The 23,802-nt window shown below is 65.7% G+C and carries 25 protein-coding genes and 1 tRNA gene; 11 read left to right on the plus strand and 15 right to left on the minus strand.

All coding sequences use genetic code 11. The features are described from left to right. The first annotated feature begins 27 nt into the window (after positions 1–27). The 5 genes from pdxY (at position 28) to EJ074_RS17535 (ending at position 5,054) form a co-directional block, all read left to right on the plus strand. Entirely contained in the window at positions 28–912 is an 885-nt protein-coding gene (pdxY, locus tag EJ074_RS17515) for a pyridoxal kinase PdxY (protein WP_095804797.1), read from the plus strand. Further along, on the plus strand, positions 909–1,661 hold the full coding sequence (locus EJ074_RS17520) for a DUF429 domain-containing protein (RefSeq protein ID WP_095804796.1): 753 nt from the start codon (positions 909–911) through the stop codon (positions 1,659–1,661). The genes pdxY and EJ074_RS17520 overlap by 4 nt, the downstream gene beginning before the upstream one ends. Positions 1,662–1,801: 140 nt before the next feature. Beyond that, positions 1,802–2,443: a carbonic anhydrase gene (locus EJ074_RS17525; protein ID WP_129553629.1), complete on the plus strand. Its 642-nt coding sequence runs from the start codon at positions 1,802–1,804 to the stop codon at positions 2,441–2,443. A 144-nt stretch (positions 2,444–2,587) separates the two neighbouring features. Continuing rightward, a complete protein-coding gene (locus EJ074_RS17530; RefSeq protein WP_348626965.1) occupies positions 2,588–2,863 on the plus strand; it encodes a hypothetical protein in 276 nt (91 codons plus the stop codon). A 136-nt stretch (positions 2,864–2,999) separates the two neighbouring features. Beyond that, positions 3,000–5,054 (plus strand): M3 family metallopeptidase, encoded by a 2,055-nt coding sequence (locus EJ074_RS17535; RefSeq protein WP_129553630.1) that lies wholly within the window; start codon positions 3,000–3,002, stop codon positions 5,052–5,054. 163 nt (positions 5,055–5,217) lie between these two features. On the opposite strand, the gene EJ074_RS17540 is transcribed toward EJ074_RS17535, so the two are convergent. Next, complete coding sequence (locus EJ074_RS17540; protein ID WP_095804793.1) at positions 5,218–6,690, minus strand: M81 family metallopeptidase; 1,473 nt, start codon at positions 6,688–6,690, stop codon at positions 5,218–5,220. Positions 6,691–6,832: 142 nt separating this feature from the next. Here EJ074_RS17540 and EJ074_RS17545 point away from each other — a divergent pair, with 142 nt between their 5' ends. Then, positions 6,833–7,603: an SDR family NAD(P)-dependent oxidoreductase gene (locus EJ074_RS17545; protein WP_165349956.1), complete on the plus strand. Its 771-nt coding sequence runs from the start codon at positions 6,833–6,835 to the stop codon at positions 7,601–7,603. 47 nt (positions 7,604–7,650) lie between these two features. After that, the gene (locus tag EJ074_RS17550; protein WP_095804966.1) at positions 7,651–8,532 is read left to right on the plus strand and encodes a MurR/RpiR family transcriptional regulator; all 882 of its coding nucleotides are present in this window, start codon (positions 7,651–7,653) and stop codon (positions 8,530–8,532) included. Between the two features lie 53 nt (positions 8,533–8,585). Here the strand turns inward: EJ074_RS17550 and EJ074_RS17555 are convergent, their stop codons facing one another. After that, the gene (locus EJ074_RS17555) at positions 8,586–8,897 is read right to left on the minus strand and encodes a DUF167 family protein (RefSeq protein WP_095804791.1); all 312 of its coding nucleotides are present in this window, start codon (positions 8,895–8,897) and stop codon (positions 8,586–8,588) included. A gap of 14 nt (positions 8,898–8,911) precedes the next feature. Further along, positions 8,912–9,202 carry a YggT family protein gene (locus EJ074_RS17560; RefSeq protein WP_095804965.1) on the minus strand — a complete coding sequence of 97 codons (291 nt, stop codon included), beginning with the start codon at positions 9,200–9,202 and terminating at the stop codon, positions 8,912–8,914. Positions 9,203–9,342: 140 nt separating this feature from the next. On the opposite strand from EJ074_RS17560, the gene EJ074_RS17565 reads away from it, so the two are divergent. Then, positions 9,343–9,418 (plus strand) — tRNA-Ala (locus tag EJ074_RS17565). A 224-nt stretch (positions 9,419–9,642) separates the two neighbouring features. On the opposite strand, the gene EJ074_RS17570 is transcribed toward EJ074_RS17565, so the two are convergent. The 6 genes from EJ074_RS17570 to EJ074_RS17595 form a co-directional block, all read right to left on the minus strand. Continuing rightward, the gene (locus tag EJ074_RS17570; RefSeq protein WP_129553632.1) at positions 9,643–9,978 is read right to left on the minus strand and encodes a hypothetical protein; all 336 of its coding nucleotides are present in this window, start codon (positions 9,976–9,978) and stop codon (positions 9,643–9,645) included. Positions 9,979–10,189: 211 nt separating this feature from the next. Then, complete coding sequence (locus EJ074_RS17575) at positions 10,190–11,584, minus strand: multicopper oxidase family protein (protein ID WP_095804790.1); 1,395 nt, start codon at positions 11,582–11,584, stop codon at positions 10,190–10,192. Between the two features lie 84 nt (positions 11,585–11,668). Further along, a complete protein-coding gene (locus EJ074_RS17580; protein ID WP_095804789.1) occupies positions 11,669–12,589 on the minus strand; it encodes a TonB family protein in 921 nt (306 codons plus the stop codon). Continuing rightward, positions 12,586–13,074, minus strand: coding sequence for a TonB system transport protein ExbD (gene exbD / locus EJ074_RS17585; RefSeq protein ID WP_095804788.1), 489 nt, complete (start codon positions 13,072–13,074; stop codon positions 12,586–12,588). Before exbD ends, EJ074_RS17580 begins: the two co-directional genes overlap by 4 nt. Positions 13,075–13,080: 6 nt before the next feature. Continuing rightward, complete coding sequence (exbB, locus tag EJ074_RS17590; RefSeq protein ID WP_245420291.1) at positions 13,081–13,995, minus strand: tonB-system energizer ExbB; 915 nt, start codon at positions 13,993–13,995, stop codon at positions 13,081–13,083. A gap of 80 nt (positions 13,996–14,075) precedes the next feature. Beyond that, on the minus strand, positions 14,076–14,867 hold the full coding sequence (locus tag EJ074_RS17595; protein ID WP_129553633.1) for an ATP-binding cassette domain-containing protein: 792 nt from the start codon (positions 14,865–14,867) through the stop codon (positions 14,076–14,078). Positions 14,868–14,935: 68 nt separating this feature from the next. Between EJ074_RS17595 and EJ074_RS17600 the strand changes: the two genes are divergently transcribed. Then, entirely contained in the window at positions 14,936–15,151 is a 216-nt protein-coding gene (locus EJ074_RS17600) for a hypothetical protein (RefSeq protein WP_129553634.1), read from the plus strand. A 35-nt stretch (positions 15,152–15,186) separates the two neighbouring features. On the opposite strand, the gene EJ074_RS17605 is transcribed toward EJ074_RS17600, so the two are convergent. Together EJ074_RS17605 and EJ074_RS17610 are read right to left on the minus strand one after the other, a co-directional pair. Then, positions 15,187–16,128: an LLM class flavin-dependent oxidoreductase gene (locus EJ074_RS17605; protein ID WP_129553635.1), complete on the minus strand. Its 942-nt coding sequence runs from the start codon at positions 16,126–16,128 to the stop codon at positions 15,187–15,189. Between the two features lie 148 nt (positions 16,129–16,276). Continuing rightward, positions 16,277–16,426 carry a hypothetical protein gene (locus tag EJ074_RS17610; protein WP_095804785.1) on the minus strand — a complete coding sequence of 50 codons (150 nt, stop codon included), beginning with the start codon at positions 16,424–16,426 and terminating at the stop codon, positions 16,277–16,279. A 223-nt stretch (positions 16,427–16,649) separates the two neighbouring features. Here EJ074_RS17610 and EJ074_RS17615 point away from each other — a divergent pair, with 223 nt between their 5' ends. Continuing rightward, entirely contained in the window at positions 16,650–17,417 is a 768-nt protein-coding gene (locus EJ074_RS17615; RefSeq protein WP_095804784.1) for an SDR family oxidoreductase, read from the plus strand. Positions 17,418–17,478: 61 nt separating this feature from the next. On the opposite strand, the gene EJ074_RS17620 is transcribed toward EJ074_RS17615, so the two are convergent. The 4 genes from EJ074_RS17620 to EJ074_RS17640 all read right to left on the minus strand — a co-directional run bounded on the left by EJ074_RS17620 (position 17,479) and on the right by EJ074_RS17640 (position 22,227). Continuing rightward, complete coding sequence (locus tag EJ074_RS17620; RefSeq protein ID WP_095804783.1) at positions 17,479–18,423, minus strand: ABC transporter permease; 945 nt, start codon at positions 18,421–18,423, stop codon at positions 17,479–17,481. Continuing rightward, a complete protein-coding gene (locus EJ074_RS17625; RefSeq protein ID WP_095804782.1) occupies positions 18,420–19,475 on the minus strand; it encodes an ABC transporter permease in 1,056 nt (351 codons plus the stop codon). The genes EJ074_RS17620 and EJ074_RS17625 overlap by 4 nt, the downstream gene beginning before the upstream one ends. Further along, positions 19,475–20,986 (minus strand): ABC transporter ATP-binding protein, encoded by a 1,512-nt coding sequence (locus EJ074_RS17630; protein ID WP_129553636.1) that lies wholly within the window; start codon positions 20,984–20,986, stop codon positions 19,475–19,477. The genes EJ074_RS17625 and EJ074_RS17630 overlap by 1 nt, the downstream gene beginning before the upstream one ends. A 215-nt stretch (positions 20,987–21,201) precedes the next feature. Further along, positions 21,202–22,227, minus strand: coding sequence for a BMP family protein (locus EJ074_RS17640; RefSeq protein WP_095804963.1), 1,026 nt, complete (start codon positions 22,225–22,227; stop codon positions 21,202–21,204). Between the two features lie 197 nt (positions 22,228–22,424). Between EJ074_RS17640 and EJ074_RS17645 the strand changes: the two genes are divergently transcribed. Continuing rightward, on the plus strand, positions 22,425–23,801 hold the full coding sequence (locus EJ074_RS17645; RefSeq protein WP_095804962.1) for an MFS transporter: 1,377 nt from the start codon (positions 22,425–22,427) through the stop codon (positions 23,799–23,801). The last annotated feature ends 1 nt before the right edge of the window (position 23,802 follow it).

Below are 23,802 nucleotides of genomic sequence, written 5' to 3' on the forward strand. Positions count from 1 at the left end.
CGCGACATGCAGTAGGAATCGAATTCCATGAATGCAGCAAGAAGCGACGCGCCGCGTGCGGTCATCGTCATCTCCAGCCATGTCGCCCGCGGATCGGTCGGCAACCGCGCGGCCGTCTTCGCGCTGGAGACGCTCGGCTTTCCGGTCTGGGCGGTGCCGACCGTCATCCTGCCCTGGCACCCCGGCCACAGCCGCGCGACGCGCATCGTGCCGCCGCTCGACCAGTTCAAGGCGCTGCTGGCCGATCTCGAACGCGCGCCGTGGCTGGGCGAGGTCCGGGCCGTGCTCTCGGGCTATCTCGGCGAGGCCGGCCAGGCCGAGGCCGTCGCCTCGTTGGTCGCCGCCGTGAAGGCCAGAACCCCGGACGCCCTCTATGTCTGCGACCCGGTGATGGGCGATTCCGGCGGCCTTTATGTGCCGGAACCGACGGCAGCTGCCCTGCGCGACATGCTGATGCCGATCGCCGATATTGCCACGCCCAACCGCTACGAGCTCGAATGGATGGCCGGAGCGCCGCTGCCGGATATCAAGTCGGTGATGGCGGCGGCCCTGCCTGCCGGCCCCTCGACGATGCTGGTGACCTCGGCGCCGTCGATGATGGCAGGCGGCACCGGCAATTTCCTGCTCGACGGCGGCCAGGCGCTGCTGGCCGAGCACCGCCTGATCGAGAAGCCGCCGAACGGGCTGGGCGACCTGACGGCGGCGGTCTATCTCGCCCGCGTCCTTTCCGGGCAGCCGCCGGTCAAGGCGCTGCAATCGACCACGGCCGCCGTCTACGAGATCCTGGCGCGCACGGCAAAACGCGGCGGCGACGAGCTGCAGCTCGAGACCGATGCGCAGAGCCTGTCGCATCCGATGGCCATGGTGCAGCTTCGCCATCTGCTCCATCCCGGACGGGACAAGCGGGCGTGAAACTCGCCGGCGTCGATGGCTGCAAGGCGGGCTGGATCGTCGTTCATCGTGAAGCCGGGACCGAACCATCGGTCTCGGTTTTCCCGAGCTTCAAGCTGCTGCTCGATGCACTACCCGACGCTATCGTTGCCGTCGACATGCCGATCGGCCTGCCGGACTTCTCGCGCCGCGGCGGCCGGGGGCCGGAAGCGCTGGTGCGGCCTTTGCTCGGGGCGCGGCAGTCGAGCGTCTTTGCCATTCCCTCGCGCGACGCGCTCTATGCCGACACCGGCGACTTCACCACGGTCGAAGCCTGGTATGCCGCGCACCGGCGGGCAAGCGCGGTGGGGATTGCCACCTCCGATCCGCCGCGCGGGGTCTCGATCCAGGCCTTCGGCATTTTTGCCAAGATCCGCGAGATCGACGCTTTGCTGATCGCGCAGCCAGATTTGCGCGGCCGCATCTTCGAATCGCATCCGGAAGTGGCCTTCTGCCGGTTGAACGGCGGTGCGGCGATGACGCTGCCGAAGAAGATCAAAGGCGTGGTCAATCCGCCTGGCATGGAGGAGCGCAAGGCGCTGCTTTGCCGGCATGGCTACGAGAAGAGCTTCCTCGACCAGCCGCCGCCGAAGGGCGCCGCCAGCGACGACTTCCTCGACGCGGCGGCGATGATGCTGATCGCCGGCCGCATTGCCAGCGGCGAGGCGCACCCTTCGCCCGATCCGCCGCTGAGCGACCGCTTCGGCATTCCAATCGCCATCTGGGCCTAACCGAGCGTGTCCGCCCCATCACGGTTGCGACGAAGTCGTCCGCAATTCGGCATTGCTTGCACCCGGCTTTTGCCGCTAGAGCCTTTCTCGACTGCAAAAGAGCTGCCGCATCCAACCCGGAAAGGGTCCAGACGCCGCCCATGCCTCACCTCCCCGAACATCTGCTGACCGGCTATCGCAACTTCATGAACGGCCGCTATCGCAGCGAAAGCGATCGCTATCGCTCGCTGGCGCGCGAGGGCCAGGCGCCCGAAACGATGATCGTCGCCTGCTGCGACTCCCGCTCCGCTCCGGAGGCGATCTTCGACGCCGGGCCGGGCGAGCTCTTCGTGCTGCGCAATGTCGGCAATCTGGTGCCGCCCTACGAGCCGGACGGCGAGTTCCACTCGACCTCGGCGGCGCTCGAATTCGCCGTGCAGAGTCTGAAGGTGAAGAGCATCGTGGTGATGGGGCACGGCCGCTGCGGCGGTATCCGCGCCGCGCTCGACATCAATTCGGCGCCGCTGTCGCCGGGCGACTTCATCGGCAAATGGATGAGCCTGATCGCGCCGGCGGCCGAGACCGTGGCCGCAAGCACGATGATGACGGCGACGGAGCGCCAGACCGCGCTGGAGCGCATTTCGGTGCGCTATTCCATCGCCAATCTTCGCACCTTTCCCTGCGTCTCCATTCTCGAAGGCAAGGGGCGGCTGACGCTGCACGGCGCCTGGTTCGACATCTCGACCGGCGAGCTCTGGGTGATGAACAAGGAAACGGGCGATTTCGAGCGGCCGGAATTGTAGTGGAGGTGTGATGCTTCGGAGCTGGCGGAGGTTCTTTCTTTCGACAGCCATGCTGCTGTCCATGGTTGTCCGCGCCAGCGCCGATGACGGCGCCCTCATCGACCGCTGGTATTCGGCCCTGCTGACAGCGGGGAACTGTCGCAATTGCTTGCCGACGACGTGCGCATGAAGCTCGACGACATCGGCGTCATCCAGGACAAGCAGGACTTCATCGAGTCCATCGACGAATGGCAGGGCGCGGTCGCAGGTGCCGCGATCCGCCACCGCATCGAGAAGAGCGAGAACGGCAAGACGACGGTCATTGCCTGCTACGACTTTCCCGAGAACGACACGCTGATGCGCGAGACCTTCTCCGTGGTGGGCGGCCGCATCACCGCCAGCACCCAGATGGCGATCGCACAGGACTGCGACGACTATTGAGTCGCATCGCAATTCCAGGAAAAGTGCCCAGCGGCTTTCCGTCCGGAATTGCGTAAACACTTTGTTGCGCCGTGCGCGACATCGCCCTACATCGGAGCAGCCTGCCTCCACCCATCCCCCTGTGCCGGATTTTTCCATGTCATCTGCAAAAGCCGTCGACCTCACCGCTCATCCGCTGACCTTCTGGCAAGGGCCGCTCGGCCTGCCGGATTTCACCCGGATCGGCGATGGCGATTTCGCCGCCGTATTCGATGCTGCGCTGGAGGCGCATCAGGCCGAGATCGATGCCATCGCCGCCAATGCACAGGCGCCGACAGTCGAGAACACGCTGGCCGCGCTGGAACTCGCCGGCGAGCCGCTGGACCATGTCTCGTCGATCTTCTGGTGCCGGGCCGGCGCCCACACCAACGAGGACATCCAGGCGCTGGAGCGCGAGATTTCGCCGAAGATGTCCAGGCATTTCTCGGCGATCTCGATGAACGAGAAGCTGTTTGCCCGCATCGACGATCTCTATCAGCGCCGTGATAGCCTGAATCTCGATCCCGAGACCCTGCGCGTGCTGGAAAGGACCTGGAAGGGGTTCGTGCGATCCGGCGCCAAGCTCGATGCGGTGGGCAAGAAACGGCTCGCGGCGATCAACGAGGAGCTTTCCTCGCTCGGCACGAAGTTTGGGCAGAACGTGCTCGCCGACGAACGCGACTGGGCGCTGTTCCTCGATCAGACGGACCTTGCCGGCCTGCCGGATTTCCTGAAGAGCGCCATGGCCGAGGCCGCAGAGATGCGCGGCCAGAAGGGCCGCTATGCCGTCACGCTGTCGCGCTCGATCTATGAGCCGTTCTCGACCTTTTCGGAGCGCCGCGACCTGCGCGAGACCGCGTTCCGCGCCTTCATCATGCGCGGCCAGAACGGCGGCGCCACCGACAACACCGACGTGGTGCGCGACATGCTGAAGCTGCGCGCCGAGAAGGCCAAGCTGCTTGGCTACGCCTCCTTCGCGGCGCTCAAGCTCGACGACACGATGGCGAAGACGCCGACGGCCGTGAACGATCTGCTCGACCCGGTCTGGGAAAAGGCCTTGGAGAAGGCAGCAAGCGACCAGAAGGAGCTGGAGCGGCTGGCGGCGCAAGCCGGCAGCAACGAAAAATTCGCGGCCTGGGACTGGCGCTTCTATCAGGAAAAACTGCGCGCCGAAAAATTCGCCTTCGACGAAGCGGAGCTGAAGCCGTATCTGCAGCTGGAGCGCATCATCGACGCCTGCTTCGATGTCGCGACGCGGTTGTTCGGCGTCACCTTCGAGGAGAAGAAGGGCATCACTGCCTGGCATCCGGACGCGCGCGTCTTCGTGGTGAAGAACCCTGACGGCAGCGAGCGTGGTCTGTTCCTGGCCGACTATTTCGCACGGCCGTCAAAACGTTCCGGCGCCTGGATGAGCGCGCTGAAATCCGGCTACAAGCTCGGGCCGGGCGCCAAGCCGGTGATCTACAACATCATGAACTTCGCCAAGCCGCCGGCCGGCGAGGCAGCGCTGCTTTCGGTCGATGAGGCGAAGACGCTGTTCCACGAGTTCGGCCACGCGCTGCACGGCATGCTGACCGATGTCACCTGGCCGTCGGTCTCCGGCACGTCGGTCAGCCGCGACTTCGTCGAATTGCCTTCGCAGCTCTACGAGCACTGGCTGACGGTGCCGGCGGTGCTGGAAAAGCACGCGCTGCACGTCAAGACCGGCAAACCGATGCCGAAGGACCTGCTCGACAAGATGCTGGCCGCCCGCACCTTCGGCGCCGGCTTCGCCACCGTCGAGTTCACCGCGTCCGCGCTGATCGACATGGCCTATCATGCGCGGCCGGATGCTCCGGCCGAGCCGCTTCGTTACGAAGCCGAAACGCTCGCCAAGCTCGACATGCCCGAGACGATCGCGATGCGCCATCGTACCCCGCACTTCGGCCATATCTTTTCAGGCGACGGCTACTCGGCCGGCTATTACTCCTACATGTGGTCGGAGGTGCTCGACGCCGATGCCTTCGCCGCCTTCGAGGAAACCGGCGACCCCTTCAATCCTGAACTCGCCGAGCGGCTGCGGAAGAACATCTACGCCGCCGGCGGCTCGAAGGACCCGGAAGAGCTCTACACCGCGTTTCGAGGCAAGATGCCTTCGCCCGAGGCGATGATGGTGAAGAGAGGATTGGTGTAGCGCCGGGCCGATCTCCCTCCTTGAGGGGAGATGGCCGCGAAGCGGCCAGAGGGGGTCCTCGCGCGTGAAGCGCCGACGGTCTTTGCAGCAGGAAGACCGAGCCCAGTCGTACCGACCCCCTCTGTCGCCTTCGGCGACATCTCCCCCTCGAGGAGGGAGATTATCAGCGCCACGGATCCGCCACCCTTGGCCAGATCGGCCGCTTCAGCTTCCTGTAGTCCGTCAGCGCCGGATTGCTCGGATAGGAACTCGGCGCGGCGACATAGATGATCTCGGCGGCGATCGGGGCGAAGCCGGCGTAGAAATGGTTCGTCGATTTGATCAGCAGGATGCCCTTCGACAGCGGATCGATGCCGAGATTGGAAAAAATGTCCGGTTCGAAGGCCTGCGTGCGGTTGGTGTTGAGGATGATGTCGACCTCGGTACCCTCGATGCGGACCACAGCAGACGGCCCCAATGTGACCCGGCTCGGCCCGAAACTCTGCCAGCCTTCGCCGACAGCCTTGAGCACGGTGACGCGCGCGTCGATCGGCTCGCCGGCCTGCGGCCCGGCCTTGCCGCCGAAGCGCAGGTCGATGACCGCGCCCTCGCCGGCAGCCTGACAAAACGTCACCGCGATCGGATCCCAGATCGTCGCGACGCCGACATTGTCGACGCCGCGCGCCAGCAGCTCGCGCAGCACGATGGTGCCGTCGCCCGGCACGCCGCCGCCGGGATTGTCCCAGATGTCGGCGATCACCACCGGCATGTCGTGGCGCTCGGCACGCGCGGCAAGCGCCCGCTCGATGCCTTCCGCAGCAGAGAGCATCGTCATCGCCGTCTTTTCGCGCAAGCCGTAGAGCTCGCGCCCCAGCGTCTCGGCGAGCTGGTCGCCCTTGGCCTTGTCATTGTCGGTGACGACCAGAATGCGCGTGCCCATTTCCGGCACATCGGCCGCCATGAAGCCGTGGACGACCGAGACCGACAGCACGCCGTCCTTGCCGTGCAAAGCTTTGATTTTGTCGACGAAGGAGCGCATCGGCTCGCGGCTGGTCGGCAGCACCTGGATCATGCGGCAGTCGAAGGTGGAGATGACCGGCCTGATCTCGCCGCGCGCCGCGGCCAGGCCGAGCTCGACGACATGCTCGCCGCGCTCGTAGAAATCGGTGTGCGGGAATTCGAGAAAATAGGCCATGACATCGCAGGCCGCCACGCGCTTCGGCGTCAAATGGCTGTGCGGATCGAACTCCGAGGCGATCACCACCTGCGGCCCGACGATGGCGCGCACGCGCTCGAGCAGATCGCCTTCGCAGTCGTCATAGCCTTGCGCCACCATCGCGCCATGCAGGCCGAGGATGACGGCATCGACCGGCAGGGCTGCTTTGAGCTGATCGAGGATCTCGTCGCGCAGCGCCTCGAACGTTTGCCGCTGCACCAGCCCGCCAGGCTCCGCCCAGGTGGCGGTGCCTTCGATCACGGTCAGTTCCTCTCTCTCGGCGCGTCGGCGCAATGCCACGATCGGCGAGGAGCACAGCGTCGGCGTCTCCGGGTGCTTTCCCGGACCGGCGTAGAAGGCCATCTCGAACGAGGCCCGGTCTGTCGGCACCGGCGAGAAGGTGTTGGTTTCCGTCGCCAGCGAGGCCGTGAAGATGCGCATGAAAGCTCCGGGCGGCAGGCACATATGGTGTGACTTTCCTACATTATCGATCATTTAGCGGCCATACAAGCGGCCAGCGATGTTGCTAAATTACATTCCGTTGAGTAGCGTGACCTCTGACCGAAGTGATGGAGGGAGACGGGTGGCGCTGAAGGCCGATTTCGAGGGCAAGACCGCTGTGGTGACCGGCGCGGGCGGCGGCCTCGGCTCGGCGATTGTGGCGCAGTTGGCCGAACGCGGGGCGCGGATCGTCGGATGCGACCGGTCGGCCGATGCGCTGGCCAGCCCGCATATCGCCTCGCGCCACGTCTTCGATCTGCTCGACCGGGCTTCGATCGAGGCGGCGATCCGCGCCCTGCTCGACAGGGACGGCGTGCCGGACATCCTCATCAGCAATGCCGGCTGGTCGCGCGCCGAGACCATCGATGCGCTGACGGCGGACAGAATAGAGCAGGAGCTCGATCTCAACCTGACCGGCGTGATGACCTTCGCCGACCCGATCGTCAAGGCGATGGCCGGGCGCGGCGCGGGCAGCGCGGTCTTCGTCTCCTCCGTCAACGCCATCGCGCATTTTGGCAATCCGGCCTATGCCGCCGCCAAGGCCGGCATCAACGCCTATGCCAAGGCGATCGCCGTCGAGCTCGGCCGCAGCGGTGTGCGCGCCAACGTCGTCTGCCCGGGCTCGATCCGCACCGCCGCCTGGGATCATCGGCTGGCCAACAATCCCGAAATCCTGGCCCGGCTGAAGCGGCTCTATCCGCTCGGCCGCATCGTCAACCCGTCCGAAGTGGCGGAAGCGGTGGCCTTTCTTGCCTCCGACCGCGCTTCCGGCATAACCGGCGCGGTGCTGCCGGTGGACGCCGGAGTGACAGCGGGATACCTGCCTTTCATCGAAGACATTCTGGGGGCGTGACCGTGAGCCCCAAAGGCGATGGTCCTGCCGTCCGTGAAGGCAAGTGGATGAAAACCCCGACCGACATCATCACCCGCCTGCAATTGATGTCGCAGGACGGCACCAAATCGGACCGCCGGCTGGCCGGGCTGGTGCTTTCCGACCTCGATTTCGCCTCCAAGGCCGCGATCTCGGAAATTGCCGCGCGCGTCGGCGTCAGCGAGCCGACGGTCACCCGCTTCTGCCGCAATCTCGGCTGCGAGGGCCTGCGCGACTTCAAATTCTACCTGGCGCAGGCGATCGCCATCGGTGGCGCGTATCTGTCGCCGGCGCCGCTCAGCCGCGACGCGCGCGAGCAGCGCATTGCCTTCGCCATCACCGAAGCGGCGATCGCCGCTATCCAGCGCGCCGGCGAGGCCCTCGATATGGCGACGCTGACGGCTGTGGCAGCGCGCATCGCCGGTTCCGGCAATGTGCTCTGCATCGGTTCCGGCGGCATTTCCTCGATGATGGCGACCGAGATGCAGAACCGCCTGTTCCGGCTGGGCCTCCCGGCCCTCGCTCAGGTGGATGGCCAACTGCAGTGCATGTATGCCGCGGCCGCGACGCCGGAAACGACGCTGATCGCCTTCTCGGTCTCGGGCCATGCGCGCTCGGTCATCGAGGCGGTCGAGGTTGCGCAGCAATATGGCGCGACCACCGTCGCGGTCACCGCGCCGGGTTCGGCTTTGGCCAAGGCCGCCGACACGGTCATCGCTTTTCTGCCTGTCGAGGACGGCAACATCTACAAGCCCACCTCGTCACGTTACGCGCTGCTCGCCATCGTCGACATGATCGCCACCGTGGTGGCGGAATCGCGCGGCCCAACGGCGCTGGAGACCCTGCGTCGCATCAAGCAGAGCGTGAACACGCTTAAGGTCGACGATCCAAGGCTGCCGCTGGGGGATTGAGGACGGCAGTCGCGCCGCTCCCGTTGACCTTGGCGCTGTCCCGCCAACATGGATCACCCGGAAAGCCCCTCGACCCTTTTCGCCAGCGCCGCCGGATCGCCCAGCACCCGCAGCGTCTTCAGCCGCGATGTGCCACCGCTCACCACCGAGACCGACGAGCCCGGGACTCCCAGCGCCTTGGCGACAAGCCGTTCCAATGCCTTGTTGGCAGCGCCGTTCTCCGGCACGGCGCGCACGCGGGCCTTGAGATGGCTGCGTCCGTCGTCCGCTGTCTCGACGCCCTCGATCCGGTCAATCGCCGCCTTCGGCGTCAGTCGCACGTAGAGATCGATGCCGTCCGCGCGCGGGCGAAACGGAGCGTTCATCGATCAGGATGGCCTCAGACCACCCAGGAAATCACGGTGGTGAGCAGGAACTGCCGGATGAAGAAGATGAGCAGAAGAAGGATGATCGGCGAAATGTCGATACCGCCGAGATCCGGCATGTAGCGGCGGATCGGCCTCAGCGCCGGTTCGGTGAGCCGGTAGAGCATGTTGCCGACGGTGCCGACGAACTGATTGCGCGAGTTGACGACGTTGAAGGCGTAGAGCCAGGAAAAGATCGCCGAAGCGATGATGATCCACCAGTAGATATCAAGCGCCATGACGATGGTTTGAATGAGGGCGATCATGCCGGTCTCCAAATTGTCGCCGACATGTAGCCATTGCGCGCGGAACCGGCAAGGCCCGCCGCTCGGCGCCGGCCCGCGGGACAGACCGTTTCGCCTTGACATCAAACCGCCGCGACCGATACAAGCCGATCCGCTGGAACGGGGCTGTAGCTCAGCTGGGAGAGCGCATCGTTCGCAATGATGAGGTCAGGGGTTCGATCCCCCTCAGCTCCACCAGCCGAATCGGCGGCGCCACCGCGGCGAATGCCGGGCTAGCCGACCAACTCTCCATATGTGAGCAGTCCAAAACGGTTTGTTGGCCGCAAGATAGGCGGCGAGTCAGGGCTGCCCCGCGGTGCCGACCTGTCGGCCAGCCTCCGCCGTCGATCATTCCTGGACAGGCCGCCAGGCCCGTGAAGGCTCCTTGGCAGAATGCAGCACGGCCTTCGGCTTCGAAAGCCTCAGTCGTCCCAATCGTCCCAGTCGTCTTCATCCTGCCGCGGATAGTCGGGAATGACCCGGATAACCGGCTGTGGACGCTGATAGCGCCAGTAATATTCGTCGGGCGCTGCCGGTTCATAGCTGCGGTAGATTTGCCGATCGTGATGCTTGGGCTTCCAGTACTTGTGCTTCTTGTGCGGCCGCACGCAGTAGCCGTCCTCGGTCAGGTACGCGCATGTCACGTGCGCCTCCTGCACCAGGCTATCTCTGGCCGGCATAGCAATCACCGGCGCGGCATGGACCACAGGCACCGGCGCCAGCATGACGCCCGCAAGGGCAAGTACGGAAAATTTCATCGACCTCTCCATCGTCTGCGGTTTGGGCCGGAAAAACCTCCTGATTCGGGACGATTTGGGGCGGACGCATTCACTTTTCTTTCCCGCCGCACATATGAGCGTCAGATGATGTGCCATCACCACCGACGACCAGAGCACGACTTCGGCTCGATTGGCGGTTCATCGGGGCGCAAGCAATCCTTCGCGATTTCCGCGCCGGCACGACGGCGTTTCATACAACCCGCAGATAACTCGTCATGCCGGTCTTCTGGTGTTCAATGATGTGGCAGTGGAGCAGCCAGTCGCCGGGGTTGTCGGCGACGAAGCCGAGCTGGACCTTTTCGTTGGCCTGGATCAGGTAGGTATCCGATATCAGCGGCTGGACCGGCCGGGTCGAGGACGACAGCACCTTGAAGCTCATGCCGTGCAGGTGGATCGGGTGCGCATGCGGCGTCAGGTTCTCCATGTCGACGACATAGCTCTGGCCGAGCTTGAGCTCCGCCAGCGGAGCGGTCGGGTCCGGTGAGTCGCCGGACCACGGCACCTTGTTGATGGCCCAGAAACTGTAGCCAAGCGAACCGCAGATGCCATTGTTCGGAACGTTTTCCGCCGTGGCGCTGAGCGCCAGCGGAATATGCTGCGCGCCGGCGAGGTCCACCTCGGCGACCGGATTGGCCTCTAATGGGCCGAGATCGCGAACATCGCGCTTGAGCGACTTTCCAACCGAGCGCAGCGTTGCCAGGATTTTCGGCTTGGTGCCCCGGACGTCGCGCAGGCTGACGATCGCGCCTTCGTCGTCGGGCATGCGGATGGCAAGCTCCAGCCGCTGTCCGGGTCCGAGTTGCAGGGCATCGGGCGCAAAGCGCTGCGGCACCGGATTTCCGTCGAGCGCGATGACCGCCGCCTCGGCGCCGTCGACGCGAAACGCATAGACGCGGGTGACGTCGGTGATGGCTGCCCTCAGCCGCACCAGCCCGCCGGCGGGCGCGTCATATTGCGGCTGATCGAGCCAGTTGGCGGTGCGCAGCGTGCCATAGGTGCCGGTCTTGGCCGCGTCGCGCGGCCGGAACTGCTCGATGAACTGGCCGTCATCGCCGAGGCGCCAGTCGCGCAGGTTGATCACCACTTCGGCATCGAACGCCGGATCGTTCGGGTTCTCGACCACGATCACGCCGGTCAGGCCATGGCCCATCTGGGTCAGCGTGTTGCAGTGCGGATGATACCAGAAGGTGCCGGCGTCGGGCGGCGTGAAGGCATAGTCGAAATGGTCGCCCTGATAGACATAGGGCTGGATCATGAACGGCACGCCGTCCATCTTGTTGGGAACGCGGATGCCGTGCCAGTGGATCGTCGTCGGGTCGTCGATGCCGTTGACGAGCCGCGCGGCGAAGGGTTCGCCCTTTCTCATCCTGATAACCGGCGGCATGACGGCGTCGCCATAGGTCAAGACATTCTTCGTCGGCGCGCCGTTCATCAACTGCGCCTCGATGGTCGCGGTCTTCAGCACCACCGGGTCGGTCCGCGCCGCCGCAAGGCCGCTCAATCTGCCGATCGTCGAGGCGCCGATTCCGGCGAGACCAGCGGCAGCGCTGGCTTTGAGAAAATTGCGTCGCGTGAATACGGTCATCTGGCTTTCCGGCCGGCAGGTCCCCCGGGGCAGTTCACGATAATGCCGCCCGCTCGGGCGCCTATCACTATCCGCGTCCCCAGCCTAGTCCCGAAGGCTGAACACGAATGGCGCCGTGCGGGTGACGGGCGCGCCGAGCTCCGCCGGCGGCGCCGGCACCGAGGCGCCCTGCAGCGCGGCGAGCGCAGCGCGATCGAGGTCCGCGTCGCCCGATGATCGCGCCAGCCGGGCCGAGACCACCCGCCCCGATGCATCCACCGTGAAGGTCACGTTCGGGCTGCCTTCCGCCTTCCTCGATTTTGCGGCGCTTGGATAGCGCGTGTGCCGCCTGATCCAGGCCTTCAGGCTGGCATTCCAGCGCGATGGGCTGGCGCTTGAGCGCGGCGCCGCGTCGGAGGATTGCAGTGCGGCGGCTTTCGCCCCTGCTCTGGCATCGATGCTCGCCGTCATCATCGCCTTTGGAGGTTTGGCCGCCTTTTCCTTCTTTGGCCGCTCTTTCGGCTTTTCAAGCAGTTTCTTATCGGCCTTTTTCTTCGCTTCGACCGGCTTGGTTGGTTTGACCTCCGTCTCGACCGGCTTCGGCAGTGGCACGACCGCCTCCGGCGCGACCGTTTCGATGGGCTCGGGCACGATTTCTTCCAGTGGCGGCTGGTCGCTCAGCGCGGCGACGGTCGGTTCGGCCTGCTCGACATGCTCCGCCTCGGCGGCGTCAGCCGACTGGTCGGTGACCGTTTCCGCCTCCTCGACCGGGTCTGGCCGATCCGGCGTCACCCTGTCGAGCATGGCCGTTTCTTCCGGCAAGGGCGGCGCCGTCACCAGCGGCGCCATTTCGATCGCCAATGCTGGGGGCGGCCCGCCGTCCGGCGTTTCAAAGCTCAGGTTCTGGACCGCATAGGCGACCGCCACATGACCGGCAAAGACGATCGCGGCAGCGCCCGCCCACAGGCCGCCGACACGCAGGCGCAGGCGCGGCTGGCGGACTTCGGACAAGATGTCGGGCGTCATAGGCCGGTACCCGGCGCGGCACTGCCGGTGGCCCGGACACTGCCTGCCGGGCTAACGCTCTCGGCATTGGACGCCGCCTCCAGGCCGACCAGCGCAATCTTCAGGTAGCCGGCGGCGCGCAAGAGGTTCATCACCTCCATCAGGTCGCCATAGCCGACCGTCTTGTCGGCGCGCAGGAAGATGCGCGTCTGCTTGTCGCCCTTGGTCTTGGAGCCGAGCGCGGCGGCGAAGCTGGGGCGCGGCAGGCTGTCATTGCCGATGGCGAGCGTCAGGTCGCTTTTCAACGTCAGGAACAGCGGCGTCTCGGGCCGTGGCGCGGGCGATGCCGTCGAGCCCGGCAGGTCGACATTGACGTCGACCGTCGCCAGGGGTGCTGCGACCATGAAGATGATCAAAAGCACTAGGATGACGTCGATGAACGGCGTGACATTGATCTCGTGGCTTTCCTCGAGATCGTCGGCTGTTTCACGAATCCGCGCAGCCATGGGGAGTCACTCCGCCGCCAAGGCGCTTGCCGGCGGCACGGTGCGGAAATCGAGGTCGCGGCTGACCAGCCGCTCGACGCCCGCCGATGCATCGGCAAGGATCTGCCTGTAGCCGGCTATCGAGCGCGCAAAGACGTTGTAGATGACGACCGCCGGAATTGCCGCGACCAGCCCCATCGCCGTGGCGAGCAGCGCTTCGGCGATGCCGGGCGCCACCACCGCAAGATTGGTGGTCTGCGCCTGCGAGATGCCGATGAAGGCGTTCATGATGCCCCAGACCGTGCCGAACAGCCCGACGAAGGGCGCCGTCGAGCCGATGGTGGCGAGCAGACCGGTGCCGCGCGACATGCGCCGCGCCGCGGCCGCCTCGATGCGCGAGAGCCGGGAGGCAACACGTTCCTTCAAGCCGTCGCCAGGAGCATGGTCGAGCGCGCCGGCCGAAAGCGCCCGCTCCTCCTCCGCCGCACGCACCAGCAGCGCGCCGGGGCCGGCACTATGGCCGAGCGCGCGGCCGGCCTGCATAAGCGTCGCGGCATTGCCGATCGCACTGGCCGCGCGGCGGGCTCTCAGCTTGCCGCCGAGAATTTCCAGCGATTTGGCGAGCCAGATCGTCCAGGTGACAAGCGAGGCGAAGCCAAGCCCGACCATCACCGCCTTCACGACGATGTCGGCGGCCATGAACATGCCCCAGGGCGAGAGGTCATGCGGCAGCGTCAGCGCGACAGCGGAGGACGCCTCGCCGGCGGGGACCGCGCTCGGTGCCGGCTGGGCGGGTGGCTCGGCCGGGGCAGGGGCAGAGGGCGTCGCCGGCACCTGGACCGTGGGCGCCTGCGCCGCGGGAGTCTGTTCGATTGCAGGGGCGGTTGTCGTCGGCTGCTGCGCGGCGGGCTGCGTGGGCGTCGCCGGTTGCGCCTGCGCCATGGCAAAGCTGCTCGAAAACACGAGGTATGCGGCCGCAGCCAAAGAAAAGCCGTTTCGGGACAAGCCTGGCATTCGCTTCCTCATTGCACGTAACTGATGGGCTGGCCGGTGACGGGATGCTTGAGCACGCCCATGTCGACACCGAAAATGTCCTTGAGCACGTCGCCCTGCATGATCTCGTTCGGCGTCCCGCGCCTGAGCAGTCGGCCCTGCTTCAGCGCGATCAGCTCGTCGCAATAGCGCGCTGCCATGTTGGGGTCGTGCAGCACCACGACGACGCAAAGATCGCGCTTGCGGCTGAGATCCCTGACCAGCGCCAGCACCTCGACCTGGTGCGCGATGTCGAGTGCCGAGATCGGCTCGTCGAGCAGCATGACGCCGGCATTCTGCGCCACCAGCATGGCGAGCCAGGCGCGCTGGCGCTCACCGCCGGAAAGCTCGTCGACCAGCCGGTCGGCGAATGCGCTCATGTCGGTGAGCGCGAGTGCTTCCTCGACATGGCTTCTGTCTTGCGGCCGGAAGCGGCCGAGCGCGCCATGCCATGGGTAGCGCCCGAGCGCGGCGAGCTCGCGCACGGTGAGCCCCGTTGCCGCCGGCGTCGTCTGCGGCAGGTAGGCGAGCGCCCGCGCCAGCTCGCGCGCGCCCCATCCGGCCAAGGGGCGCTCGGCGAAGCGGATGTCGCCGGAGCTTGCCGGCTGCTGGCGTGCCAGCAGCTTGATCAGCGTCGATTTGCCTGAGCCGTTGTGGCCGATCAGCCCGTAGACGCGCGAGCGCTGCAGCTCGAGAGTGACCGGCCCGAGCAGCGTGCGTTCGCCGACGGCAAAGCGCACCGCCTCGACATGGAAGGCTGTCTGGGCACCGGTATCGGTCAATATCCGTCTCCGAGCGGCCGCTGCTTCAGGCTGTCCGCAAGCGGGCAATTCCCGCCTGACTAGAAAACATGATCTTTATAGTCAACTCTAAAGGTGACTTTGTCGATCAAGAATCGCCGTTGCGTGCTGATCGACTGGGCTATGAGCTCTGGACGGCAGCCGCGCTGGCGCTGCTGGCAGGCGCGCCTAGAGCAATTCCAGGAAAAGTGCGTAGCGGTTTTCCGTCCGGAATTGCGCGAAAACAAACAACTTTAGAGCGGATCAGCGATTCTGAGAAAAGCTGAACCGCTCTAACCGAGCAATCGCGGGCACCTTCGCCTCACCAGGGCGAACGAACGGCCGGCGGCTGGCGCCCGGCGAAGGCGCCGGGCTGCGGTATCTCGGCGTCGCGCCGCGCCAGCGAATTGGAGAGCAAGGTGATCGTCTCGCGTCCGATCCGGCCGATCTCGCTCGGCCGGTCAATGCCGGCGACCATGAATTCCTCGATGCCGAGTGCAGCATAGGGCAACAGTGCCAGGGCAAGCCGTGCCGGTGGTCCCGCAACATCGACCGCTTGGTGGTCGGCGGCACCGACCCAGCCCTCGGGACGGATGCGTACGGGAAGCGCGAAGCGCAGCCTGCCGGCGCGGCCGTGCTCGGCGGCGGCGCTCCGCACGCGCTGGATCAAGTGCCTGACTTCATCAGGCGATCCGGCGGCGAGCTCGAAGATGTCGGCGTGGCGGCCGGCGACTTTCAGCGCTGTGCCGGACTCTCCGCCGAGACGAATGGCGACATCAGCGCCATGCGGTCCCTTGCGCGGCACGTAGCCGCCGCGCACGCTGTAAAAAGCGCCTTCATGGTCGAACGGCCTTTCGTTCGACCACAGGCGTTTCAGCAGCACCAGATATTCGTCGGTGCGCTGCCAGACCAGGCTGTGGCCGACCGGCCGCGCCTCGGCGTCGCTATCCTTGAGCGGCTCGTTCAGCATGCGGAGCGACAGCCGGCCATCGCTCCTGGCGTGGAGCGCTGCGAGCTGCCTTGCCGCCACCGTCGGCTCGATCACGCCGGCCCAATGTGTCAGCACCACCTCCAACGAGCCGGTGCGGGCGAGCGTCTGGGCGGCGATATCCATATTGTTGAGAAGGCCGGCCGGATCGTCGACGACCAGCTTGCGGAAACCGGCATCCTCGATCAGCGATAGCCTGGTGGCGGTCTCGGCGAAATTGTAGAAGAACCTGCCATCGGCAGACTTTCCGGGAACATGCGTGAACTCGATCGGCATTGCATCTCCTCCATCACGTTGGATCTGCCCCGCTTGAAGCCCTCTTCTCGAATTCGTGCGTAGGCGCGCGACAGCGTCCCGGCGCAACGCCAGTTCAACTCCGATTACGCAACCAGGATTTTATTGTGGTCCCTCGGACCCGAGACGATCAGGGAATGATGCCGAGCACCACCGCGCCAGTGAAAACAAAGGCCAGCGCGAAGACGAGATAAGCGAAAGTGCCGCCATAGGCGGGCCTCCAGCTTTGCTCAGCGGTCAGCCTCGGGCCCTTGCGCTGGTCGTTCTGGATGTAGGACATGGTCGGGCCTCCGTCTCGACCATTAATCTATAAAGTTAGTAGACTTTGTCGATTGTTATTTTCTGAAGATTTGTGAAATGCTGTTCTCATTTTTTGGCAACTGGCGGATTTTCCTACCCTTCACGAATGAAATGACAAGGCCTTTGACTGGCCAGACTGGTCTTGGCCATCCCGCTTGTCAGCGATAGCATCGCTCCGAGCGAACAACAGGACGGAGAGCGACATGGGTGGAAGGCTGGCGGACAAGGTCGCCATCATATCGGGCGGCGCGACGGGCATGGGCGGGGCGGCATCCGAGCTGTTTGCCGCCGAAGGCGCCAAGGTTGCGATCGTCGACCGCAACGGTGAGGCGGCAGCCGCGACCGCCGCGGCGATCCGCGCGCGCGGCCATGTGGCGGAGCATTTCGTGGCCGATGTTTCCGACGAGGCGCAGGTGGAAGCGGCGGTGAAGGCGGCGGCCGACAGGCTCGGCCCGGTCACGGTGCTGTTCAATCACGCCGGCACCATCGTGATAAAGCCTTTCCTGGAGACGACCCTGAAGGAGTGGGACTGGCTGCACGCCGTCAATGTGCGCTCGATGTTCCTGATGACGCGTGCCGTGCTGCCCGGCATGACTGCCGCCGGCGGCGGCTCGATCGTCTGCACCTCGTCGATCTCGGCGGTGGCGGCGACGCCGAACGAAGTGCTCTACGACACGACGAAAGGCGCCTGCCACATGTTCGCCCGCGCCATCGCGGTGGAATTCCGCGACCGCAACATCCGCTGCAATGCCGTCTGCCCCGGTTTCATCCGCACGCCGCATGGTCTGCGCGAGGTCGCCGACCTCGGCAAGCTCGGCGTCGACGTTTCCGACGCCGCCATGGCCGCGCAGCAGGGGCGCATCGGCGAGCCGGAGGAGGTGGCCAAGGCCGCGCTGTTCCTGGCCAGCGACGAATCCAGCTTCGTCAACGGCGCGCATCTGTTTGTCGACAACGCGTTCACGGCGATCTGAGGCGTCCCAAGCTTGACGCCCTTCCTCTCCCACCGGAGGGGGGAGAGGAAAGAATCCTGCCCTACCGCTCCTCCCTGCGGTACGGCTTCAGCAGCGCCGATGGCGCTACCGCATTGCGCGACATGAACGCCATGGCGACGATGGTGAAGATGAAGGGCAGCATCAGGAACGCTTCGTAAGGGATATGGCCGAGCCCGCTTGCCTGCATGCGCAGCTGCAGGGCGTCGACGAAGGCGAAAAGCAGCGCCGCACCAGCCGAGCGCCACGGATCCCAGCGGCCGAACACGACCAGCGCGATCGCCACCCAGCCGCGGCCCGAGACCACGCCGAAGGTGAAGGCGTTGAACTGTGCCATCGTCAGAAACGCGCCGGCGAGCCCCATCAGCGCGCCGCCGAGGATCACCGCCTGGAAACGCGTCGCGATGACGCTGACGCCGGCGGAATCGGCGGCACGCGGGTTCTCGCCGACCATGCGCACCGACAAGCCCCAGGGGGTGCGATAAAGCACGAAGGCGGCGAGCGGGATGGCGAGGATGGCCAGGTAGACCAGCGTGAACTGATTGAACAGCGCCGGACCCAGGACCGGAACGTCCGCAAGCAGCGGGATCGGCGCCGTCTGGAAGCCCTTGATGCTCGGCGGCACCGATTGCTGGCCGAAGATCAGCCGGTAGAGAAAATACGCCAGGCCGGAGCAGAACAGCGTCACGCCGATGCCGCAGACATGTTGGCTGAGGCCCAGCGCCACCGTGAACAGCGCATGCAGCGCGCCCATCAGCGCGCCGACGAGGACAGCCACCAGCACGCCCAGCCACAGACTGCCGCTGAGGCTGGCGGCGGTGAAGCCGGCCATCGCCGACAGCAGCATGATGCCTTCGATGCCGAGATTGAGCACGCCGGCGCGCTCGGAAAACATTTCGCCCAGCGTGGCAAAGGCAAGCGGCGTGGCGATGCGGATGATGGCCGCGAGGAAGCCGACCTGAAAGATCTGCTCGAAAACCGCGCTCATGAGGATGCTCCGACGCGGCGGATGCGGTAGGCGGTGAAGAGCAGCGCCACCAGCATGGCAAGCAGCGCCGTTCCTTGGATGACCTCGCTGAGGAAGGCCGGCACGCCGGTGGCGCGCGACATCGCCTCGGCGCCGGTCATGACCGCAGCCAGGAAAATCGCCGCCGGCACCACCCCGAGCGGGTTGAGCCTGGCCAGCATGGCGACGACGATGCCGGAGTAGCCATACCCCGGCGAGATGTCGCTCATCACCTGGAAGTGTACGCCGCCGACCTCGCCGACGCCGGCAAGCCCGGCCAGCGCACCGGAGAGCAGCGCGGTGGAGAGCAGCACGCGCTGCACGTTGATGCCGCCATAACGCGCCGCTTCCGGGTTCTCGCCGGTGACGCGGATCCGGAAGCCGAGCGTCGTGCGCGCGATCAGGAACCAGCAAAGCGGTGCGGCGATCAGCGCCGCGATCACGCCGAGATGCAGCCGCGTACCCTCGATCAATACCGGGAAATTGGCCGCATCCTCGATCGGCGGCGAGATGGGATAGCCGCTGAAACTATCCTTCCACGGCCCCTCGATCAGCGCCATCAGCGCATAGTAGATCACCGAGTTGAGCAGCAGCGAGCTCACCACATCGTCGACCTTGAATTTGACCCGCAGCGTCGCCGGCACCAGCGCCACGGCGGCGCCGGCCGCCGCGCCTATCAGAACCATCAAAAGCATGGCGAGGTAACCGGGCATCGGGATCGCGCCGACGGCGCAGCTCGCAACCGCGCCGGCCAGCAGCTGGCCCTCTGCGCCGATGTTCCAGAATTTGGCGCGGAAGGCGATCGCCACGGCAAGTCCCGTGAAGATCATCGGCGCAGCGCGCACCAGCGTCTCGGTGATGGCATAGCTGTCGCCGAGCGATGCCGACAGCATCACGCCATAGGCCTCGATCACACCGGCGCCGGCGATCGCGATCAGGCCGCTGCACAAAACCAGGGCTGCGACGATCGCAAGCAGCGGCAATGCAAGGTTGAACCATGCGGGCGTCGCGCTGCGGGCTTCGAGGCGAAACATCAGGCGTGGCCCTCCGCGCCGGTCATCATCAGGCCGAGCCTTGCCACGGTGGCGTCCGCGCTGGCCAACGTGCCGGCGATGCGGCCCTCATACATGACCGCGACGCGATCCGAGAGCATCAGCAGTTCCTCGAGATCCTCGCTGATGACGACAATGCCGCAGCCCTTGGCCCGCATGGCAAGAAACCTGTCGTGGATGAAGCGGGCAGCGCCGATGTCGAGGCCGCGCGTCGGCTGCGAGACGATCAGCACCTTGGGATCGAAGGCCAACTCGCGCGCCAGCAGCGCTTTCTGCAGATTGCCGCCCGAGAGCGCGCCGGCGCGCACCATCGGCCCGGGGCAGCGTATGTCATAGGCCTTGATCTGCGCTTCGGCGAAGGCGCGAATCGCGGCGGGATTGAGCAGGCCTTTGCGGCTGAAGGCATCGGTGGCGACGCGCGGCAACACCATCGAATCGGCGAGCGGCAGGTTGGTCACCAGGCCGGTCGTCATCCGGTCCTCGGGAATGCGGCCGAGACCCAGCGCCTGCAGCTCGCGCGGCGCGTATCGGGTGACTGTTTTGCCGGCGATCGCCATCGTGCCGGCGTTGGGCACCAACATGCCGGAGATCACATCGGCGAGCGCGCGCTGGCCATTGCCGGAAACGCCGGCGATGCCGAGGATTTCGCCCGCGCGCACAAAGAGCGAGACGCCACGCAGCGGCGTGCCTGGATGAGCCGACGTCGAAATGCCGTCCAGCGTCAACACCGAGGCGCCGGGCGTCGCCGCCTGTTTGGTCGGCGGCACGATCTCGTGGCCGCACATCAGTTTCGCCATTTCGGCCGAAGTGGTGCTTGCCGGATGGTCGACACGGCCGGCCACCTTGCCGTGGCGGAGCACCACGCAGCGATGGGTCAGCGCCCGCACCTCGTTGAGCTTGTGCGAGATGAAGATGATGCCGAGGCCTTGAGCCGCCATCGAGCGCAGGGCGGCGAACAGGCCATCGACCTCGTTCGGCGCCAGCACCGCCGTCGGCTCGTCGAGGATCAAGAGCCTGGCGCCGCGAAACAGCGCCTTGATGATTTCCAACCGCTGCTGCTCGCCGACCGACAGCGCCGAGACCGGCAGGTTTGGATCGAGGCTCAGCCCATGCCGATGGCCGATCTCCTTCAGCCGCGCCAGCCCGCCGGCGCGATCTATCCGGCCCGACTTGCCGGGGATGCCGATCAGCAGATTCTCCAGCACCGTCAGGCGTGGCGCCAGATGAAAATGCTGGTGCACCATGCCGATGCCGGCGGCGAGCGCATCCGCCGAATTGTGAATGGCGACCGGCCTGCCCCCGACCAGGATCTCGCCGGCATCCGGGGCATAGGCGCCGAACAGCACGTTCATCAGCGTCGTCTTGCCGGCACCGTTCTCGCCGAGCAGGCCGAGGATCTCGCCGGGCGCGACGCTGAGATCGATGGCCTCGTTCGCCTTGACGGCGCCGAAGCTCTTGGTGATGCCGCGCATTTCGATCAAAGGGGCGGACAAGGGTGCTCCCGAACTTGTTAGGGCGTGCCCTTCGCCCCCCTCTGGCCTGCCGGCCATCTCCCCCTCAAGGGGGGAGATCAAATGTCACACCGGCCTTCGCTAACTTTCGCGGTGAATGATGACACCATCGGCGAAGCTGCCAATCTCCCCCCTTGAGGGGGAGATGTCCGGCAGGACAGAGGGGGTGGCTAGGCGCCAACCCCGAAACGAAGCGCTCAATCCGAAACCGGCGTGTTCTCGTCGACATCGACGCGGAAATTGCCTTCGAGGATCTCGGCCTTCTTCTTCTCGACCAGTTCCTTGACCTCGGCCGGCAGCGTCTTGTCGAACTTGTGGTAGGGCGCCAGATACGAGCCGCCCTTGCTCATGCGCGAGAAGTCGCCGTAGTCCTGCGCGGTGAAGACGCCGGCCTTGACCAGCTTGATGGCCTGCGAGACGGTCGGATACATGTCCCAGACCGGACCGGTGATCACCGTGTCGGGGCCGAGGCTCGACTGGTCTGACATGTTGGAGATGGCAAGAATCTTCTTCTCCACCGCCGCCTCGATGACGCCGAAGCGCTCGGCATAGATGACGTCGACACCGGCATCGATCTGCGCCACGGCCGCTTCCTTGGCCTTCGGCGGATCGAAGAAGGAGCCGATGAAGGCGACCTTTCTCTTGACGTTCGGGTTGACCTCCTTGGCGCCGGCGAAGAAGGCATTGACCAGCCGGTTCACTTCCGGAATGCCCATCGCCGCCACGGCGCCGACGGTGCCCGACTTCGACATCTTGCCGGCGATCAGACCGGACAGATAGGCCGGCTCGTGGATCCAGTTGTCGAAGACGCCGAAATTGGGTTCGGCCGGACCGGCGCCGGAACCGAACAGCCAGGCCGTCTTCGGGAACTGCTTGGCGGTGCGGCGCGATTCGCGTTCGGCCGCGAAGGCATCGCCCAGCACCAGCTGATAGCCGCCCTGCGCATATTCGCGCATGACGCGGCTGAAGTCGGCTGTCTGCACCTTTTCCGACCATTTGTATTCGATGCCCAGCTCCTTCTCGGCCTTCTGCAGGGCGACGTGGATCTGGTTGTCCCACGGCTCCTCGATCGGCGTGGCGAAGATCGCCGCCACCTTCAGCTTCTTGTCCTTGGCGAAGGCAGCAGCCGGCATCATGGCCGCTGCCAAGCCAAGCGCACCGATCTCCAGCACGTTGCGCCGCGACAGGCCGGCGCGCTGCATTTTGCTATCATCGTGTTTCATGGAAGTGCCCCTCTGTTCGACGGCCGTGTCGAGCCGGCCGTTCAAATGTCAGACGCCAGGACTATGGAACGACGCCCGAGTTTTGTCCACATGGTCAAATTTGACCTGTGGCCGCTTTGCAAGCTGCGAGCATTTGCATCGCTGCTCGAAAACATGCAGACATGGCGCCTCCCACAATCGATGGCAGCGGAGGGGACATGGCCGAAGTAGCAGTGCAGCGGGCGACAGGGCGCGGCATCTGGGGCTGGATGTTCTTCGACTGGGCGGCACAGCCTTTCTTCACGGTCGTCACCACCTTCATCTTCGGGCCCTATTTCGTGTCGCGCATGGCAAGCGATCCGACCACCGGGCAGGCGTCCTGGGGCTACGGCATCGCCGCAGCCGGACTGGTCATCGCCGTGCTTTCGCCGGTGCTCGGCTCGATCGCCGACCAGACGGGTCCGCGCAAACCCTGGATCGCCTTCTTCGCGGCGATCAAGATCACAAGCCTTGCGCTGCTATGGTTCGCGGCACCGGGTTCGAACCTGTTCCTGGTCGTGCTGCTATTCTCGCTCGCCTCGGTGGCGGCGGAATTCTCCACCGTCTTTAACGATTCGATGATGCCGCGCCTGGTGCCGAAGGAGGAGATCGGCAGGATTTCCAATGTCGCCTGGGGGCTTGGCTATCTCGGCGGCATGATCGCGCTGATCTTTGTCGTGCTGTTCCTGGCCGGCAATCCGGACACCGGCAAGACGCTTATCGGCCTCGACCCGCTGTTCGGGCTCGACCCGAAGCTCGGCGAAGATGCGCGCGCCACCGGACCGCTGTCGGCAGGCTGGTACTTCCTGTTCATCCTGCCGATGTTCTTGTTCACGCCCGACGCCAGCAGGGGCATCGCGATGGGGCCGGCGGTGCGCGAGGGTCTGTCGGAACTCAAATCCACGCTCTTCGAGGTGCGCCGGCGCGCCGGCATCTTCCGCTTCCTCGTCGCCCGCATGATCTACCAGGACGGCGTCAACGCGCTGCTGGCGCTCGGCGGCACCTTCGCCGCCGGCATGTTCAACTGGTCGATTACCGAGATCGGCATGTTCGGCATCATCCTCAACGTCGTGGCCATCTTCGGCTGCTGGATCGCGGCACGGATCGATACCGCGCTCGGCTCCAAGGCAGTGGTGATGATTGCGCTGGTCATGCTGTCGGTCGCAACGGTCGGTGTCGTCTCGACTGGTCCGGGCTTCACGCTGCTGGGCCTGATCCAGCTCCCGAGCGCCGATTCCGGCGGGCTGTTCGGCACCGCGGCCGAGAAGGCCTATATCCTTTATGGCCTGCTGATCGGCCTGGCGTTCGGGCCGGTGCAGGCCTCATCCCGCTCCTACATGGCGCGCAGCGTCACGGCGGCCGAGTCCGGCCGCTACTTCGGCATCTATGCGCTGGCCGGCCGGGCGACGAGTTTCCTCGCGCCCTTCATGGTGGCGACCATCACCGCCGTGAGCGATTCGGCACGGCTCGGCATGGCGGCGATCATCCTGTTCCTCGGCGTCGGCTTGGCGATCCTGGTCAGGACGCCGTACCCGGCGGATCGGCCGGTGGAGTAGA

The organism is Mesorhizobium sp. M3A.F.Ca.ET.080.04.2.1 (assembly GCF_003952525.1).
GTDB lineage: Bacteria > Pseudomonadota > Alphaproteobacteria > Rhizobiales > Rhizobiaceae > Mesorhizobium.

Coding starts and splice junctions, on each gene's coding strand:
- EJ074_RS17580 (WP_095804789.1), bottom strand. CDS start 12,589: ATGACGCCCGACATCTTGTCCGAAGTCCGCCAGCCGCGCCTGCGCCTG.
- EJ074_RS17570 (WP_129553632.1), bottom strand. CDS start 9,978: ATGAAATTTTCCGTACTTGCCCTTGCGGGCGTCATGCTGGCGCCGGTG.
- EJ074_RS17525 (WP_129553629.1), top strand. CDS start 1,802: ATGCCTCACCTCCCCGAACATCTGCTGACCGGCTATCGCAACTTCATG.
- EJ074_RS17610 (WP_095804785.1), bottom strand. CDS start 16,426: ATGTCCTACATCCAGAACGACCAGCGCAAGGGCCCGAGGCTGACCGCT.
- EJ074_RS17640 (WP_095804963.1), bottom strand. CDS start 22,227: ATGAAACACGATGATAGCAAAATGCAGCGCGCCGGCCTGTCGCGGCGC.
- EJ074_RS17615 (WP_095804784.1), top strand. CDS start 16,650: ATGGGTGGAAGGCTGGCGGACAAGGTCGCCATCATATCGGGCGGCGCG.
- EJ074_RS17550 (WP_095804966.1), top strand. CDS start 7,651: ATGAAAACCCCGACCGACATCATCACCCGCCTGCAATTGATGTCGCAG.
- EJ074_RS17555 (WP_095804791.1), bottom strand. CDS start 8,897: ATGAACGCTCCGTTTCGCCCGCGCGCGGACGGCATCGATCTCTACGTG.
- EJ074_RS17575 (WP_095804790.1), bottom strand. CDS start 11,584: ATGACCGTATTCACGCGACGCAATTTTCTCAAAGCCAGCGCTGCCGCT.
- EJ074_RS17620 (WP_095804783.1), bottom strand. CDS start 18,423: ATGAGCGCGGTTTTCGAGCAGATCTTTCAGGTCGGCTTCCTCGCGGCC.
- EJ074_RS17535 (WP_129553630.1), top strand. CDS start 3,000: ATGTCATCTGCAAAAGCCGTCGACCTCACCGCTCATCCGCTGACCTTC.
- EJ074_RS17605 (WP_129553635.1), bottom strand. CDS start 16,128: ATGCCGATCGAGTTCACGCATGTTCCCGGAAAGTCTGCCGATGGCAGG.
- EJ074_RS17625 (WP_095804782.1), bottom strand. CDS start 19,475: ATGTTTCGCCTCGAAGCCCGCAGCGCGACGCCCGCATGGTTCAACCTT.
- exbB (WP_245420291.1), bottom strand. CDS start 13,995: ATGGCGCAGGCGCAACCGGCGACGCCCACGCAGCCCGCCGCGCAGCAG.
- exbD (WP_095804788.1), bottom strand. CDS start 13,074: ATGGCTGCGCGGATTCGTGAAACAGCCGACGATCTCGAGGAAAGCCAC.
- EJ074_RS17540 (WP_095804793.1), bottom strand. CDS start 6,690: ATGCGCATCTTCACGGCCTCGCTGGCGACGGAAACCAACACCTTCTCG.
- pdxY (WP_095804797.1), top strand. CDS start 28: ATGAATGCAGCAAGAAGCGACGCGCCGCGTGCGGTCATCGTCATCTCC.
- EJ074_RS17560 (WP_095804965.1), bottom strand. CDS start 9,202: ATGATCGCCCTCATTCAAACCATCGTCATGGCGCTTGATATCTACTGG.
- EJ074_RS17645 (WP_095804962.1), top strand. CDS start 22,425: ATGGCCGAAGTAGCAGTGCAGCGGGCGACAGGGCGCGGCATCTGGGGC.
- EJ074_RS17600 (WP_129553634.1), top strand. CDS start 14,936: ATGATCTTTATAGTCAACTCTAAAGGTGACTTTGTCGATCAAGAATCG.